General features: G+C 48.0%; 17 protein-coding genes, 2 pseudogenes and 1 other annotated feature. Of the genes and pseudogenes, 8 read left to right on the top strand and 11 right to left on the bottom strand.

The window, feature by feature from the left end; translation table 11 throughout:
- The 7 genes and pseudogenes from NZ772_02630 to NZ772_02600 form a co-directional block, all read left to right on the top strand.
- Positions 1–1,159: tetratricopeptide repeat protein (locus NZ772_02630; GenBank protein MCS6812455.1), on the top strand; the 1,159-nt coding region annotated here is incomplete at its 5' end.
- 193 nt (positions 1,160–1,352) lie between these two features.
- Positions 1,353–1,670 (top strand): annotated as a pseudogene (gene rplU / locus NZ772_02625) (50S ribosomal protein L21).
- Between the two features lie 325 nt (positions 1,671–1,995).
- The gene (rpmA, locus tag NZ772_02620) at positions 1,996–2,268 is read left to right on the top strand and encodes a 50S ribosomal protein L27 (GenBank protein ID MCS6812454.1); all 273 of its coding nucleotides are present in this window, start codon (positions 1,996–1,998) and stop codon (positions 2,266–2,268) included.
- Between the two features lie 215 nt (positions 2,269–2,483).
- Positions 2,484–2,747 (top strand): photosystem I reaction center subunit PsaK, encoded by a 264-nt coding sequence (gene psaK, locus NZ772_02615; protein ID MCS6812453.1) that lies wholly within the window; start codon positions 2,484–2,486, stop codon positions 2,745–2,747.
- A 143-nt stretch (positions 2,748–2,890) separates the two neighbouring features.
- Positions 2,891–3,469 carry a signal peptidase I gene (gene lepB, locus NZ772_02610; protein MCS6812452.1) on the top strand — a complete coding sequence of 193 codons (579 nt, stop codon included), beginning with the start codon at positions 2,891–2,893 and terminating at the stop codon, positions 3,467–3,469.
- Between the two features lie 78 nt (positions 3,470–3,547).
- Positions 3,548–4,618, top strand: coding sequence for a class 1 fructose-bisphosphatase (fbp, locus tag NZ772_02605; GenBank protein MCS6812451.1), 1,071 nt, complete (start codon positions 3,548–3,550; stop codon positions 4,616–4,618).
- A 16-nt stretch (positions 4,619–4,634) separates the two neighbouring features.
- Positions 4,635–5,435 carry a Cof-type HAD-IIB family hydrolase gene (locus NZ772_02600; protein MCS6812450.1) on the top strand — a complete coding sequence of 267 codons (801 nt, stop codon included), beginning with the start codon at positions 4,635–4,637 and terminating at the stop codon, positions 5,433–5,435.
- Positions 5,436–5,463: 28 nt separating this feature from the next.
- Here NZ772_02600 and NZ772_02595 read toward each other — a convergent pair whose 3' ends face one another.
- From NZ772_02595 to secE, 8 genes are all read right to left on the bottom strand, one after another.
- Entirely contained in the window at positions 5,464–6,381 is a 918-nt protein-coding gene (locus tag NZ772_02595) for a formylglycine-generating enzyme family protein (protein MCS6812449.1), read from the bottom strand.
- A gap of 152 nt (positions 6,382–6,533) precedes the next feature.
- A complete protein-coding gene (locus NZ772_02590; GenBank protein ID MCS6812448.1) occupies positions 6,534–7,082 on the bottom strand; it encodes a phosphoribosyltransferase family protein in 549 nt (182 codons plus the stop codon).
- Between the two features lie 398 nt (positions 7,083–7,480).
- Positions 7,481–7,891: a 50S ribosomal protein L7/L12 gene (rplL, locus tag NZ772_02585; protein ID MCS6812447.1), complete on the bottom strand. Its 411-nt coding sequence runs from the start codon at positions 7,889–7,891 to the stop codon at positions 7,481–7,483.
- A gap of 123 nt (positions 7,892–8,014) precedes the next feature.
- Complete coding sequence (gene rplJ, locus NZ772_02580) at positions 8,015–8,587, bottom strand: 50S ribosomal protein L10 (protein ID MCS6812446.1); 573 nt, start codon at positions 8,585–8,587, stop codon at positions 8,015–8,017.
- A 68-nt stretch (positions 8,588–8,655) separates the two neighbouring features.
- Positions 8,656–8,813 (bottom strand) — a sequence feature (ribosomal protein L10 leader region).
- A gap of 44 nt (positions 8,814–8,857) precedes the next feature.
- Positions 8,858–9,574 carry a 50S ribosomal protein L1 gene (gene rplA, locus NZ772_02575; GenBank protein MCS6812445.1) on the bottom strand — a complete coding sequence of 239 codons (717 nt, stop codon included), beginning with the start codon at positions 9,572–9,574 and terminating at the stop codon, positions 8,858–8,860.
- Positions 9,575–9,653: 79 nt separating this feature from the next.
- Positions 9,654–10,079 (bottom strand): 50S ribosomal protein L11, encoded by a 426-nt coding sequence (gene rplK, locus NZ772_02570; protein ID MCS6812444.1) that lies wholly within the window; start codon positions 10,077–10,079, stop codon positions 9,654–9,656.
- 20 nt (positions 10,080–10,099) lie between these two features.
- Positions 10,100–10,726: a transcription termination/antitermination protein NusG gene (gene nusG, locus NZ772_02565; GenBank protein ID MCS6812443.1), complete on the bottom strand. Its 627-nt coding sequence runs from the start codon at positions 10,724–10,726 to the stop codon at positions 10,100–10,102.
- A gap of 55 nt (positions 10,727–10,781) precedes the next feature.
- Positions 10,782–11,009, bottom strand: coding sequence for a preprotein translocase subunit SecE (gene secE, locus NZ772_02560; protein ID MCS6812442.1), 228 nt, complete (start codon positions 11,007–11,009; stop codon positions 10,782–10,784).
- A gap of 508 nt (positions 11,010–11,517) precedes the next feature.
- On the opposite strand from secE, the gene NZ772_02555 reads away from it, so the two are divergent.
- Positions 11,518–12,423, top strand: coding sequence for an alpha/beta fold hydrolase (locus NZ772_02555; protein MCS6812441.1), 906 nt, complete (start codon positions 11,518–11,520; stop codon positions 12,421–12,423).
- Between the two features lie 454 nt (positions 12,424–12,877).
- On the opposite strand, the pseudogene dps reads toward NZ772_02555, so the two are convergent.
- The 3 genes and pseudogenes from dps to NZ772_02540 form a co-directional block, all read right to left on the bottom strand.
- Positions 12,878–13,375: pseudogene (gene dps, locus NZ772_02550) on the bottom strand (DNA starvation/stationary phase protection protein Dps).
- Between the two features lie 335 nt (positions 13,376–13,710).
- Positions 13,711–15,618 carry a hypothetical protein gene (locus NZ772_02545; protein MCS6812440.1) on the bottom strand — a complete coding sequence of 636 codons (1,908 nt, stop codon included), beginning with the start codon at positions 15,616–15,618 and terminating at the stop codon, positions 13,711–13,713.
- Between the two features lie 101 nt (positions 15,619–15,719).
- Positions 15,720–16,018: nuclease (locus NZ772_02540; protein ID MCS6812439.1), on the bottom strand; the 299-nt coding region annotated here is incomplete at its 5' end.

Raw genomic sequence — 16,018 nt, 5'->3', positions numbered from 1 at the left:
TAGCGCCAGTGATAGTGTGACTCAGCCACCAATGGTTACTGCTGAACAGGTGGAACTCAGCCAGCTCCGGGTCGAACAGCAAATTCGGAAGGCCGTCGATAATGCCCTCACGGGTAGTGGCCTGTTGCGCGATCGCGTCGAACTAGAAGTAGACCGAGCATTTGACCACTTTGCCACGATTCTCAATATCTTGCTCACCCTGTTGACAGCCGTGCCTATCGCGATCGCAGTAGGTGTATGGCTTCTGCGGCGTAGCGTCATTAGTGAGTTGGTCACTCAAGTGCGAGAACAGATTGAAAAAGAAATTACTGAAGAGGTCAAACGCCAGCGTGATATTTCAGTGCAGCAGATTGAAAGCTTGAAACAACTCTCGCTAGAACAGTTTAATCAGATGGTTGCCGATGCCCAAGCATCTCTAGATGGGATGAATCGCAACATAGATGCTGCAAAAAAAGAAGTTGAGGGACTGAAGTCTCAAGCTACGTCACAACTACAGGCCATGGTAGCAGACGCACAGGCTGTCAAGGATGACACTATCCAAGAACTCACCAAGTTGTTACCAGACTCACCACAAGACCCCCTGCCCCCGGATGTTCAGCCTAAAATTGGCAGGTTGACCGCTATCTTGGAGAGCCTGAAATCTGTAATTCCGCAACTGTCGTTTTCTGCGGGTGATTACGTGAAGCAGGGTAATGCCTTCTTTTTTGAGGGACGCTACGATGAAGCGATTCTTTCCTATGAAAAGGCGCTACAACTGAATCCAGAGTTTTATGAAGCTTGGTTTGGGGAGGCATCAGTGTTGCTGATTTCCCAGCAGTATGAAGAGGCCATTGAAGCCTACAATGAAGCCATCACGCTCAAGCCTGATTCCTACGAGGCCCACTTTGGCCAAGCTTCAGCTTACCGTAAACTGCAACAGTGGGAGGCAGCGATTATTGCCTACGATCGGGCACTGCAAATCCGACCTGAGCAGCCCAAGCCTTGGTTCAATAAAGCTTGCTGTCAAGCTGCTCAAGGAGACTATGAGGGTGCTATTGCCAGTCTTTCCCAAGCGATTCAGCTAGGTGCCGACAAGTACCGAGAGTTAGCCAGAACGGAGCCTGCTTTTGAACCCTTGCGCACCGACGATCGGGTTGTGGCGCTACTAGCGCTAGCATAACTCTTGAGCTACTACTTCAACAGTTCACTTGACAAGAGCTGCATTCGTAGCAAAAATGGTAGATCGGCTGTCAAATTTTTGGCGGTTATTGACTGCTCGGATCAGGTATTAACAACAGGGTTTCAGGTCTATTTGCTTAGGCATAGTGACTAACCGTATGTTGACCTGTACGGCAATTTCCTAGGAGACAAGCATGGCATACGCAATTATTGAAACGGGTGGCAAGCAAATCTGGGTAGAACCAGGGCGATTCTATGACGTTGAGCGCCTACCTGACGAAGTTGACGCTGATGTAACAATCGACAAGGTGCTGTTTATCAACACCAATGGTACGGTGCAAATTGGACAACCCTACGTTCAAGGAGCGACCGTGGAAGCTACAGTTCTGCGGCAGTTGCGTGGACGCAAAGTTTTGGTTTACAAGATGCGTCCCAAGAAGAAGACTCGTAAGAAGCAGGGACATCGCCAAGAGCTAACTCGCTTGATGATCAACACGATTTCACTAAACGGTGAGACGATCGCCGAGAGCAACGGTAATGAATCATCACAGACAGTTGGTGCTGAAGTAGCCGCTGTGGAGGTGGTACCTGAGAATGTGGCAGAACCCATGCCAGCAGAACCTAACGTAACTCCGACCGAAGTACCCAGCGGAGCAGTGGTCGAGAGTGACGTGGTTGTTGAGGTAGCAGATACGTCAGCAACGGATGCTGCATCAGATGAGATTGCTGATGTCTCTGAAACCAGCGAAACAACGGCTGACTAGTCTAAAATGCAGTGAGTAGCAGTAACAACACGAGTGATTGAGAGTGATTGGTTAGGACATACGGGAGGACAGCATGGCTCACAAGAAAGGTACCGGTAGTACTCGTAATGGTCGCGACTCCAATGCCCAGCGGCTAGGGGTAAAGCGATATGGGGGACAAGTTGTTCGTGCAGGCAATATTTTGGTGCGGCAACGAGGAACCCACTTTCACCCCGGTCAAAACGTTGGTCGTGGCAATGACGATACATTGTTTGCTTTAATCGATGGGGTGGTGACCTTTGAGCGACGTGGCAAAAGTGGCAAAAAGGTCAGCGTATATCCTGTAGCTGAGACAGTTGCTCAGTAGAGCCATAGGCTACCTGGTACGGAACTGTCCTTGGCGAGGAAATGCTCGATTGTCTTTGGTTTTAACAATTTTGTAATCATTCGCAAGCAGGGCAAGTTTTTCCGCTACTCTTCTAGGGAAGATAAGCTTTACTGGCCTATCCATAGGGAATGAGCGCGGGTGAGTCTTGTCTACTTGTTAGTAATGACACTAAGTTTGTAACTAGGAGATTATCAATGACCTATTTGACGCTGATGGCCACTACTGTGCCTTCCACCCTAGAGTGGAGTCCTAAAGTTGCCATTGTCATGGTGATTTGTAACATTTTAGCGATTGCGATTGGCAAGTACACCATTCAATATCCCAGTGTTGGCCCGGCATTGCCATCACCCAACTTGTTTGGTGGCATGGGCCTGCCAGCGTTGCTAGCAACCACCAGCTTCGGACATATTCTCGGCTTGGGCGTAATTCTTGGTCTTGCTAACGTTGGTGCTTTATAAAACGTTGTCTTTGAACCGGTGTTCCTAAACTTTTGCCCACTTGTATGCCCACTTTTAGCAGGTATGAATGGCGTTCGCCCATCATGACTGTGGAGAGTGGGCTAGTTATTGCCTAGCCTCAGAGCTTAGTCTATGCTTAGTCTATGACTCCTGAATCACTATCTAATCAGCCAAGTCAGGCTAAGCCTCCTAAGTCTGTTCTAAGAGAGAACGCACAGCTCGTTCTGGTAGCCCTGTTTGTAGCCTTGCTCCTGCGGTTGTTTGTGGCCGAGCCTCGGTTCATACCTTCCAATTCTATGGAGCCGACACTGAAGGTGGGCGATCGGCTGGTAGTGGAAAAGGTTTCCTATCGGTTTCATCTTCCTCAGCGGGGAGACATTGTTGTTTTTGAGCCGCCGGAACAGTTGTTACAGTTTGGTTATCGCAAACAACAGGTATTTATTAAACGAGTTATTGGTTTACCAGGACAGCGAATAGCAGTGAGGTCAGGTCGGGTTTGGGTCAATGGCCAACCTCTAGAGGAACCTTACATAGCAGCCGCACCTACTTATCAATTACCCGACATTCAGGTACCGTCAGGCACTGTCTTTGTCATGGGAGATAACCGTAATAACAGCAATGATTCCCATGTGTGGGGATTTTTGCCCATAGACAATATCGTAGGGCGGGCATGGTTCCGGTTTTATCCATTCGATCGCATTGGATTCCTACAAAAAACCTGAAATCTGGCCATCTCCTGAAAAAACCCCACCTATGATGGGACGTAACTAGATGGACTTGATGCAGGGGAGCTTAACTCAATGACTGATTCAGCGCAAACGCTTGACAATGGCTATGCTCTTGACCGCGACTGCATGACCCTCTCCCGCCATGTTTTGAAGCAGTTGCAGAGCTTTTCTCCAGAGGCACAAGATCTGAGTGCAATTATGAATCGGTTAGCCCTCGCAGGCAAGATCATTGCCCGTAGGCTTAGCTTGGCAGGCCTGCTAGAAGGTGCCCTTGGGTTTACAGGCGGCATTAATATTCAGGGCGAAACCGTCAAAAAGATGGATGTGTATGCCAACGAAGTGTTTATTGCTGTTTTTAAGCAAAGTGGTTTGGTTTGCCGTCTAGCATCAGAGGAGATGGAAACACCATACTACATTCCAGAAAACTGCCCAATTGGACGCTACACATTGCTTTACGACCCGATCGACGGCTCCTCTAACGTGGACATTAACATCAATGTTGGCTCTATCTTTGCTATTCGCCAACAGGAGGGTGCTGACGAAAATCATCAAGCCACCGATTTATTACAGAGTGGGCGGAAGCAGATTGCGGCTGGATATATTCTCTATGGCCCTAGCACGATGTTTGTGTATTCAATCGGGACTGGAGTTCATGCGTTCATTTTGGATCCGAGTCTAGGTGAATTCATTCTCTTTAGCGAAAACATTCGTATTCCTGAGCATGGTCCCATTTACAGCGTCAACGAGGGAAACTTCTGGCAATGGGCTGATCCCATTCGTAACTACATTCGCTACGTCCATCGGCATGAGGGCTATACTGCCCGCTATGGTGGTGCTATGGTTAGCGATTTGCACCGGATTCTGTTTCAAGGTGGTGTTTTCCTCTATCCTGGTACGCTGAAAAAGCCGGAAGGTAAGCTGCGGTTACTTTACGAGTGTGCACCCTTGGCCTATTTGATTGAACAGGCAGGAGGACGGGCGAGCAATGGTTACCAAGAGATTTTAGATTTGATTCCCGACAAGCTGCATATGCGCACACCGTTGATCATCGGCAGCAAGGATGATGTGGCGTTAGTGGAGTCATTCATTCAAGAGGCCGCTCGTGAGCAAGAGGATGTCGCCCAGCTTGCTAAGAAGGCTTAACTGGTAAGGATTAGGCATGGTAGCGTCATTGCAGCAATTAGCCGACAGCAATTTGCAGCTAGTCCAGTTGGTGGCAACAGATGTTGATGGAACGCTAACTAGTCACCAACGGTTTACACCTCAATTACTCACAGCTCTGCAAGCGCTAGCAACTGCTGGTATCACTGTAGTGCTAACAACGGGGCGATCAGCAGGATGGGCTAGTGCCCTAGTACATTATCTGCCTGTGATGGGGGCGATCGCTGAAAATGGTGGACTATACCTCACTGGTGATGGAGACACTCTCCTGTTGTCTGCCATCAGTGATATAGATGTCCATCGACAACAACTTGCCCAGTTCTTTCAAGAACTCGCAACTACGTTTCCCAAGTTACAGTCATCTTCAGACAATGCCTTTCGCTTAACTGATTGGTCGTTTGACGTAGCAGGGCTAACTGAGTCAGAGTTGAGTGCGATCGCCTCCTGCTGCCAACAGCGGGGTTGGGGGTTTACCTACAGCAATATCCAAGGGCATATCAAGCCCCTCGGTCAAGATAAGGCCATAGGGTTGCAACAATTGCTAGCTCGTCAGTTCCCTCAGTTAACACCGCAGCAGGTGCTGACAATCGGCGATAGTCCAAACGACGAACCGATGTTCAACCCTGAGATGTTTCCTCTGTCAATCGGGGTAGCTAATGTGTTGCCCTATTGTGGCTCTGAGCACAGTCAGATTATGTGCCATCTACCTCGCTATGTGACAAACTACCCAGAGGTAGCTGGTTTTTGTGAAATTGTGCAGCACTTGTTGTTGACTCACAGTGAAACTCACAGGGGTTAGGCAGCAAGATTTAAACAGGCTAGCCCAACTATGCTTCGTAGGTTGAACAAGCAACTCGAAACCCGATTAGGTTGAGCTTGTTTTCAGGTGATAGCCGACAGAGGTTTGCTGATCGGCAAAACCAGGGTAAATCATCCCAAGAGCCACCCCGCAAACGCTGGAGATAGTCATCTTGGTTAACTCCTAAGCGCCAATCATGGGGATCTTTTGAGGAGGTCACTGTCTGCTTGGGGTTGGCACACCATTCCCAGACGTTGCCGTGCATGTCATATAGGCCAAAAGCGTTGGCCACACCAAAACAACCAACTGGTGTTGTTTGCTTGCGATATTTGCCCCGTGGGCCATAGCCATAGATAAAGTTGCCATCATAATTTGCCAAGTTAGGAGCGATCGTTTCACCGAAGTGAAAAGGAGTGCTGGTTCCTGCTCGACAGGCATATTCCCACTCAGCTTCCGTTGGTAACCGATAGGCACAACCTGTGTACTGAGCCAGACGGGCACAAAATTCAGCAGCTTCTAGCCATGAGACATTTTCTACAGGTAACATGTCGCCCTGAAACGCAGAGGGAGATGCTTCCAAATCGTGTTGCACTTTAGGCATAGCAGCAACAACACGCCACTGTGCTTGGGTAATTGGGTATTGTCCTAGAAAAAAAGGAGCAACCGTAACTAAGCGGCTAGGGTGATGATCACTATCACCCAGGTTGTCTGAAAACCCCATTAGAAACTCACCCCTAGGGATAGCCACCATGTCTAAACTGACACTCTCAGTCAAGAAATCTGAAAATCCATAGGCATAACTATGGGTGCGGCCAGTTTCCCGACCTCGGCTATCAACAGTAACAACCTCAAACTGCACCTGCCGTAGCGATCGTCCAGCCGGACAGACTGGTAGCTGGCCCTGAGGCGTTGCTGCTGCTTGGTTAGATTGCAAACCGTCTGTCATAAAGCTCCCTTACTGGTCACTTCAAAAGCTCCCTTACTGGTCACTTCAAACCCGTCATTTCACCTAGTTTGCCAGCTTGACTCATGTTATATCCATCATGCAAAGCTAGCACTGAACCATCAAGATCATAGTGCTAAATGTGCCTCAGCTATCTATGCTTTAGGGCTTGAAATTTCAGGGTTTGCAGTTGATGACGTTAAGCTAGCCGCCAACTCCGCTGGGGTGATTCGCTCATAATGTTCAAATGGCTGGTGAATCCAAGGGTTATCTGGCAGATAATTGACATAGTAATCTGGCTTATACTGAGAGCAATCTTTATACCAAAGCACAGCCGTGCGGATGTCTTCGATATAAAACCCATAGTTACGATCGAGCCAAATTAATGTCTTCTTTAGGGTCACCCCAGAATCGACTAAATCATCGACGAGCAGTACATGACTGCCCAGGTTAGCAGTCGTCATGGTTAAGTCGCGGCTAATCGTGATTGATCCCCGCACTTGATTGTTAACACCACCGTAGGAAGAAGTCGCTAGGATTGCTAACGGTAGGTCAAATATCCGCGCCAAGATGTCTCCAACTCGTAATCCACCCTTAGCTAGGCAGATAATTTGGTTAAAATCCCAACCAGACTGATAAATTTGCACAGCTAGTTGCTCAATTTTTTGGTGGTATTCTGTCCAAGTGATGTAGAGATCTGACATGGCTGCATTGAGATGTAAACGACAAGCATCATACCGTTGTCTTAGGGCTTCTGAAAGGGGAACTGCTAAGACTAACCTACGGTTCCTAGGGTTGCGATCGCCTAAATAATCGCCTAGATAATTACCTAAATAAAAGTGCCAGATAATCCCCATCCAGAAGGATCTGGGTTACTCTGGCACCTGTAGTGAAATTTTAGTAGCAGTACACGAGTGAGCTAGGACGTTTGCAGTGAAAATTTAAGTCCTCACCGCTAGCTTCAGCAACAATTATGACCTAACCTTCCCTTTAAGCACTACCAACAATACTGCTGTTGATGGGATAGTTCTCCTAGACAATTACGCTAAGAAACGAACAATCTACCTCAGATACTATGGCTTCATGCACTACATCAATGCTGTTACTTAATAGACACCTTACCACCAGCCTCTTCAACCTTCTTCTTGATGTCTTCAGCATCAGCCTTAGGCACACCTTCTTTGATAGGCTTCGGTGTTGATTCCACGAGTTCTTTGGCCTCCTTCAAGCCCAGGCCAGTGATCTCCCGCACAATCTTGAGAACAGCAATCTTCTTATCAGCAGGGACTTCCTCTAGAATAGCAGCAAATTCAGTTTGCTCTTCGACTTCCTCCGCGGGAGCTGCCGCAGCCGCCCCAGCCATCATTGCAGGCATTGCCATCATCATGCCACCACCAGCCGGGGCAGACGCATCAACACCAAACGCTTCCTCAATTTGCTTTACTAGTTCAGCAGCTTCTAGCAGGCTTAACGACTTGAGTTGTTCTAAAATTTCATCAGTTTTTGCAGACATTGATCCGTATTCCTCTCAATAACAACATTTGGACAGGTCTTGATGATTCAGTGACCAACGACCAACCTCCGACACCGTCGATGTTGGTGATGTTGGCTACTCAGCCCAAGGCAGTGTTCAACCTTAGGCAGCATTGGATGTGGAATCTTTCTCCGAAACAGCCTTGATAGCACGTACCAACTTGTTAGGCACTTCTTTGATGCCCACAGCCAGTTTGGTGGGAACAGCATTAACTGCCACAGCTAGCCTGGTAGGCATTGCTTTGATAGCACCAGCAATGCGAGCTATGAGCACTTCCTTCGGTGGCAAATCAAGGATGGTCTTCAAATCCTGCTCGTTGAGAGCAATACCTTCCATGACCCCACCGCGCAATTCGGTCTTTTTAGATGCTTTTTGGAAGTCTTGATAGGCTTTGATAGCGGCAGCAATATCATCTTTGATAAAGATAAATGCCGATGAGTTAGCCAAAAAGTTGGTTATTGGTTGCCAGGTCGTATCACCGTCAACAGCAACACGCATAAGGGTATTTTTGGCCACGGTACATTTGGCCCCTGCAGGACGAAGTTTCCGCCGCAGGTCAGTAATTTCTGCCACTGTTAGCCCCTTGTAGTCGATGATCAGCGTTAGCTGAGACTCACTCAGGTCTTGCTTTAGCTCTTCGACAATTTCTCGCTTGGCTTCTAGGGTTTTGCCCATTGTTTATATCACCTCCTTGAGATTTTTGATTGGTAGGTATAAGTCGTGCCTTGGGAAATTGTTAACGGTGCGCGCATAAAAAAACCCGGACGAACGATCGCCGGGGTAATGCAGTGAACTGGCTGTAACTGCCAGAACAAAGGGAAGTAAACCCAGTATGCTGCAAACCTCGGCAGGATATTAAGCTGATGGCACCTGCTGTCTTCGGTTATGGACAGGGTTAATTCAGTTTTAGTGAAATGACAGAGAGAAATCTCTATCGTGGTTGTTTCATGCGGCTTCCGTCAGTTTCAATTCTCGCAAGGCACTAATGTCAACTTCGATGGATGGCCCCATTGTGGATGCAACAAAGACTGAGCGCCAGTAGCGTCCCTTGGCCCCAGAAGGTCGATTGCGATCAATCGTCTCTTGCAGAGCTTTGAGGTTTACTAGCAAGTCGTCAACGGAGAAGGACACTTTACCAAACAGCACATGGACAATGCCTGTGCGATCGGCCCGAAACTCTAGTTTACCAGCTTTAAACTCAGCGATCGCACTTCCTAGATCGAATGTGACTGTTCCACCCTTGGGAGACGGCATTAGGCCACGAGGCCCCAATAGCTTACCTAGCTTTGCAACTTGGGGCATCATATCTGGAGTAGCAATCAATTTGTCGAAATCCATCCGCCCCTTCTGAATTTCGTCAATTAATTCCTCTGAGCCAGCAACATCTGCTCCTGCTTTAGTAGCCTCTGTTACTTTTTCACCCCTAGCAATTACAGCAACACGCACTTCTTGTCCAGTACCTTTAGGCAAAGCCACAGTTGTCCGGAGTTGCTGGTCAGCATACTTAGGATCGATCCCCAATCGGATGTGAGCTTCGGCTGACTCCGGAAACTTTGCTGTTGCTGTTTCCTTCAGCAAGGTCAGTGCTTCAACTGGTGTATATGGACGTTTTTCAACCTTTTCCTGCAACGCCCGCAAGCGTCGCGAGATTCGCTTTACCATACCCCTTCCCCTTCTAACTGCATCTCTACATATCAACAATTGACCTAATAGCGAGTAAGCATTTACTCACTAGCAAACGCTAATCAGCAATTAACACACCCATATTGCGAGCTGTTCCCTCTACGATCCGCATAGCCGCTTCGATGTCATTGGCATTTAAGTCTGGCAGCTTGGTTTGGGCTATGGTTCTTAGCTGTTCACGGGTCAGGGTGCCAACTTTTTTCTTATTAGGCTGAGCTGATCCCCGTTCAATACCTAGGGCTTTGCAAATCAGGACTGAGGTAGGTGGCGTCTTTAGAACAAATGTAAAGCTCCGGTCTTCATATACTGAGATTTCGACTGGAACCACCAGACCCGCTTGGTCAGCCGTTCTCGCATTGTATTCCTTGCAGAACATCATGATGTTGACTCCGTGTTGACCCAATGCTGGGCCGATCGGAGGAGCCGGGTTTGCTTTACCAGCAGTAATTGCCAGCTTGATAATCGCTACTACTTTCTTTGCCATGTTGCTACTAGAGGTCTTAGTTAACTTTGTTTTTGAATCTGGTTGAATTCCAATTCCACCGGAGTATCGCGTCCAAAGATAGACAGCAATGCTTTCAGCTTGTTCCGCTCTGGACTAACCTCAATAACCTCGCCCTCGAAGTCTTTAAAGGGGCCGTTAAGCACCAATACCTTATCTCCAGGGGCCATATCCACTTTCACCACTGGTTTTTGTTCTTGAGCTTGCTTGAAGATCCGCTCCACTTCTGCCTGGCTCAGGGGCATGGGCTTAACGTGGCCACGACCACGACCGTAACGGCGCTTTTGCTCAGCACCCACGAAGTTAATCACATTGGGTGTGTTTTTGACAATCAGCCATGTTTCGTCGTCCATCAACATCCGAATCAGCACGTAGCCCGGAAAGACTTTTTCGTCAATGCTTTGACGGCTACCGTCTTTCTTAAGTTTGACCGTCGGTGTTTGAGGAATCTCAATCTGAAGAATACGATCGGCTACATCTAAGGTTTGGATGCGTTGCTCCAGATTGGCCTTAACCTTCTTTTCACAACCAGACGCAACTTGAACAATATACCAATGCGCCAACTTTGAGACATCAATGTTGTCATCATGGGTATCCAAGTTGTATTGGTCATCTGAGGTAGCTACCATGGTCATAAATGCTTTGACGATTGGGTGACGATAGAATTAACCAAAGAAGCACGAATCAGAATATCTGGAGAGCTATCCAGTCGAAGAGTTGATCAGCTAAGTACACAAGAGCGGCTGACAGGGTAACCATAAACACAACCGAAAGTGATTCACTTACAAGCTGTTGACGGCTAGGCCATGTGATTTTACCCAACTCTTCTTTTGTTTCCTTGAAAAAGGTTGCAAGATTAAAGCCAGGTTTCACCTCGGTTACTGATGCTGTATCTTTTTTCTCGGAAACCATTCCTTTCCAACCTCTCTAACGCTGATTGATTACTAGCCAACTAGCTTAGGTCTACATCGTGCTTTGCTAGCATAGCGCTGTTACCTCAATATCAAAATATCTCTACTCTGATATATCCCGTAGGAATGACGTTGATCGTCGCTAGCCGATCACGATGTGACAAGATGTAGCAGCTCAGCCCTCAAGGGAGTGAGTCTACTAAACAATTTTCAGAGCGATTAACTATTGTAGCTAAAGATCAACCAAATTTTTAATGAATCTGAAAAAACCTCTATACATGCCCCACATATTTTAGAGATACCTTCTAGAGATACATTTACAGACCTTAGAAAGGGGAAAGTAGTTTATGGGTACTACCTTTATTGGCTTTGTATCAGTCCACTTTACTGGATTTGCATTAGTAGCAGATTCTAAAGTTGACCGGCCTCCATCCATATTGTTCTCTGCTATGGCAAATATTAAAGGGTTAATTTATGATTCTTAGGGTAGTGGTTTCTAAGACGACGACATGGCTCCAGTTTTAGAGAGTTCTCTCCAGCCCCAGTCTCAATTCTGGACTTGGCGCGGCCATACGATTCGTTACCAGTGTGCAGGAGACCATGGAATCGCGATCGTCTTGATTCATGGCTTTGGAGCATCTAGTGATCACTGGCGCAAAAATTTGCCTGTCTTAGCAGTGAACCATCGTGTCTATGCGCTTGATTTGATTGGCTTTGGCTACTCTGACAAGCCTAACCCTGGAACCAAAATCGATTACACGTTCGAGACTTGGGGTGAGCAAGTGGTCGAGTTTTGTCGAGAGGTAGTGGGCGATCAGGTCATGCTAGCAGGAAATTCCATCGGCTGTATTGTTGCCATGCAAGCAGCAGTGATGGCTCCAGAACTAGTTACCCGGATGGCACTGCTGAACTGTTCGTTGCGATTGTTGCACGAGCGCAAACGTCAGGAAATTTCTTGGCATGAACGCCTAGCAGCGCCCCTGATGCAACGCTTATTGAGCTATCGCCCGATCGGTCGCCTATTCTTTTCACAAATTGCCCAGCCCAGAGTTGTGCGACGCTTGCTGTGTCAGGCTTATTGTAATCAGGATGCTGTTACCAGTGAACTGGTGAACCTAATTCTAGCGCCTGCTCGCACACCAGGAGCAGCCGATGTGTTTTTGGCATTCACAGCCTATTCCCATGGCCCTTTGCCAGAGGAACTGCTACCACAGTTGAGTTGCCCTGTGCTGATGATTTGGGGGGCTGCTGATCCGTGGGAACCGATCGCCAAAGGTAGAGCGCTAGCAGAGTTTTCTGCTGTGCAGCACTTTATTGCCCTTAAAGGGGTTGGACATTGCCCCCAGGATGAAGCTCCAGACCAAGTAAACACTTTGTTGCAAAATTGGGCTGCAGAGAGACCCATAGGTTACTAGCTGGCTCAGCCTCCTATAGTTTGGGTTACTGTAACTACTACGATTTTTTACTCTGGCCACCCTTGGCTCGGCTTCCTAACTTTGGTGCTGCACTCTTGGCTTTGGGCGCAATGCCATTAGTTGCTGTTGCGCTGTTAGCCACTGTAGTTGACGGAGGTTTTGAAGTAGATGCTGATTTAGCAGAGGACGTATTAGTAGATGAAGTAGAGGACTTTGTGGATGCTGACTTAGAGGTTGTGGCTGACTTGGTTGTGCCAACACTTTTTGCGGCACTTCCAGATTTACTGGTCTTGTTAGTAGTTGCGGCGCTAGCAGTAGTTGTTTTGGTGGGGGCCTTTGCAGATGATTTTGCCGTAGAGGTTGAATGCACTGCTGACTCTGTACTAGTAACTGGGGCTGTTGTGATTGAGGCTGTTGACTTTGGAGAGGCTACCTCCAAGACCAGTGAGGGTGTTTGCAAGTGAGCATCAAGGAACCACAGACGCTTGTCAAGGTCACGGGAGACTTCTGTGTATAGGTCTGCGCTATCTGCATCCCCTAATTCGTCAGTTTTAGCAATGCCATCGCGCACCAGCTTCGCCAGGGTAGCGTAGCGATCAGCCAAGGCCGTAACATGGTCAACTCCATCCAACAGGTCAACGGGATAATCAGGCAGGGTAGAGACAGCGGCTACCATCCGAGCCGTGCCCATAGCAGTGCCGCCCAAGGCAGTTACTCGTTCTGCAAAGGAGTCTACAAACTCTTCCAACTCGGTGGCCATCTCGTCAAACAACTCATGAAGGGTGTAAAACTCCATGCCTTTAACATTCCAATGAGCTTGCTTGACTTGGGTTTTTAGATCTAGGGTATGGGCTAAGGTGTGATTTAGAATTGTCACTAGTTCAGAGCGCACGGTTGCTGGAATATCAATTCGACTAGGATGAAGCACTTGCCCACGACCATTGTTGTCCATACAGTTTGTCTCCCTTGTTAATTGAGTGAACGGGGCGATACTTGACAATTATCGCTAATTATACTTGTTCAATTAATTTGGCACTCGTTTTATGGAAAGTTCTGAGGTGGTTTGAGTCAGAATGGGCAGTCAGTTTTAGGTAACAATGGTTTATCAAGTCAAGGTTTAGTGATACTGTTTTGGACTGTTTTGGATTTTAGATTTGGATTTTAGATTTGCGATTTTAGCCCACAGAAATTGCACAGGGTAGAGCGCCTGCCAATGCAGTCATTAACTTTTCCCGCAGGTTGTCTAGCACTATCTACAGTAGTCTTTAGTAGTCTTTACGAACATCCTCACAAATTTGAAGAGGAATGATCGATATTCAGCTTGCCCATCGTCTGGGCAGAGAGCCTCATCTGGATTGTGTTATCGGCAGGCACTCTATTCAAATATGTCAGCTTCAACTCTTCTAACAGTTCAGCCAGAAGGAATTCAATTTCCCGTAGGGCGCTAGATTGGTTCAACTCAGTCTGTAGGGCAGTTGTGAAGCGATCGATCACTCGTTGAGTAAGTTCCTCCAGCACGGGATCAGGGGGTAGGTCTTTGTTGGCTAAGTAAGCCTGCATAAGGCCCTCAGAGAGCAGTTCAGAAAGTCTAGCTGCTACACTGCCTTCTATCTGAGTAGACAGTCGCTTCATTCCGGGAAGTCTCTGACTAAGGGCATACCAGCGGGTTTTTTGGAGGGTTTTGTTGATGCGGTAACGGAGGAGGGTGTCTAATTCTGGGCGAATTTGGGGTAGTACTTGGCATGTCATCAGTTGCCATAGACGATCGACAATCGCTTTTACCTCATTGGTGTTGTTAGCATCTACATAGGCGCGTTTAGGCTGGCGGGGCGATAGCAATGCTTGGCGAATAGCCCCCTGTTGAACGGTAGTTTGCAGTTGTCCCAATACCCGTGCCACTACTGCTTGGGACATCTCTTCGGTGAAATTAGCGAGGATACTAAACTTGAGCCAGGCCCGTAGGGGCGCTAGATTTAGCATTTGCACTTGCTCTAACCGAATAACAGCCGGAATAACGCGCAACCAGCGCCAAAAAGGCAAAAGTAATAGCACATCATACCAACGGTGCAGCATGGCTGTTGACCAAGTAAGGCCTGTCTGCGATCGGGGACGACTCAACCACCACACACGCACTAAGAATTCCCCTAGAAACAGCACTACCCAGGGTAAATCTACTAACCAAAAGCGATCGATTGGACGATCGTTAGTTCCTAGGTGACGGAAATAGTTGACTCGCAGTGCAGGTCGTATAGCCTGATTGAAAAAGGCTAACTCTGGCTGCCAGCCCACAGTTTCTAAGCGATCGCGGCTCCAAAAGATATTAAATGCCTGCTTAGCAGACTTGTCAGCCCAGAGAATTTCAGGTGCGACTAGATCCAATAACCCTACAGTACTCAATAACCCTAGACCAGGTAGCACCCGCTTGAGGTCGCTGTCATTAACCGTATAAATATGGCGCTTGATGGTTAGCTTGATATGCTCTAGTGATCCCGACTTGCCTGCCCGTTGAAAGGGATCATCATCAATGAGTTGGGTGCTGAAACGGCGCAAATCAGCCAAAAGCGGGTCAATGCGATCAGAGTTCCAGCCGTGTAGCTGTAACTGAACAGTCAAATCATCTACAGTGCGCTCATAGGTCTGGGTTTGCCGATGGGGTTCAATGCCTTTGATTAAGTCATAGGGCAGGTTTGGCTCATCAGAGACCAACAAAAAACGAACAAAGTTGTCAAAATAGTCCAGTTCCTGTTGCCAACCACGGGTTTCTAGATAGTCTCGACTCCAAAATACCTGAGCTGCCATGGCACCATCGATCACCCCTGTGCGCGTCGCTAGCCGTTGGTCGATCTCGACGATTGTGCTTGCGGGCGAGCTTTCTACGGGTGCCGACTGGCGTAGTTGCTGGCTAAGGCGTTGCAGGGTTTGCAGGTGGCGATCAACCTCCGGTGAGGATAGTTCTTGACTGGCTAACACCGCTTTGAGAGCATCCACTTGCTGAAGATAGCGTTCTCGATCGGAGTGGGCAAGTTGTTCTAGAGCAGCCCGTCCTCGCAGGTAGAGTGGACGAAGTGGTAGATAGGTAGCGTCGAATAACACAATCCCCAAGTTGATTACTGCCAGTAATGTTAGGGCGCGATCGACCCAAAGAAACTGATAGGTGCGACGGGGATGGGATGAGGACGAAGAATTGTCAGACACGACAGCAGTGCAGAACCTTACGGGGTCTAATTTTAGTGGCATCAAGACTAACGAGCCATATCATCCACTACACCCCAAGCTCAAAGTTACAGCAAACCTGCCTAGAGGATACTCAGTTGGATAGAGCTGGAGCAGGGTTCAGAAAGTTGGTCAGGAGATCGGTCAGGAAATTGCTGAATAGCTGTCAAGTCAGCAGGAAAGTCCATCACCACCTCATCATCATTCGCCAGCAGGGTTTGGGCAGCCGCTAGCATATCAGCAGCAATGTCTTGCAAGTCTTGACGATCGCTGAGGTAGGTTTGCAAAGCAGCTAGGGGGTCAAGGCGAGTGCTGAGATCCAACTCTGGTAGGCGCGGTCGGGACTGATAGCCCACAACATCTGCATGGATAGTGTAGTGAT

This window comes from Cyanobacteriota bacterium (assembly GCA_025054735.1).
In the GTDB taxonomy this organism is placed as follows: Bacteria; Cyanobacteriota; Cyanobacteriia; order SKYG9; family SKYG9; genus SKYG9.
The sequence above is the reverse complement of the archived record's forward strand: the minus strand, read 5'-3'. Positions and strand labels throughout refer to the sequence as shown.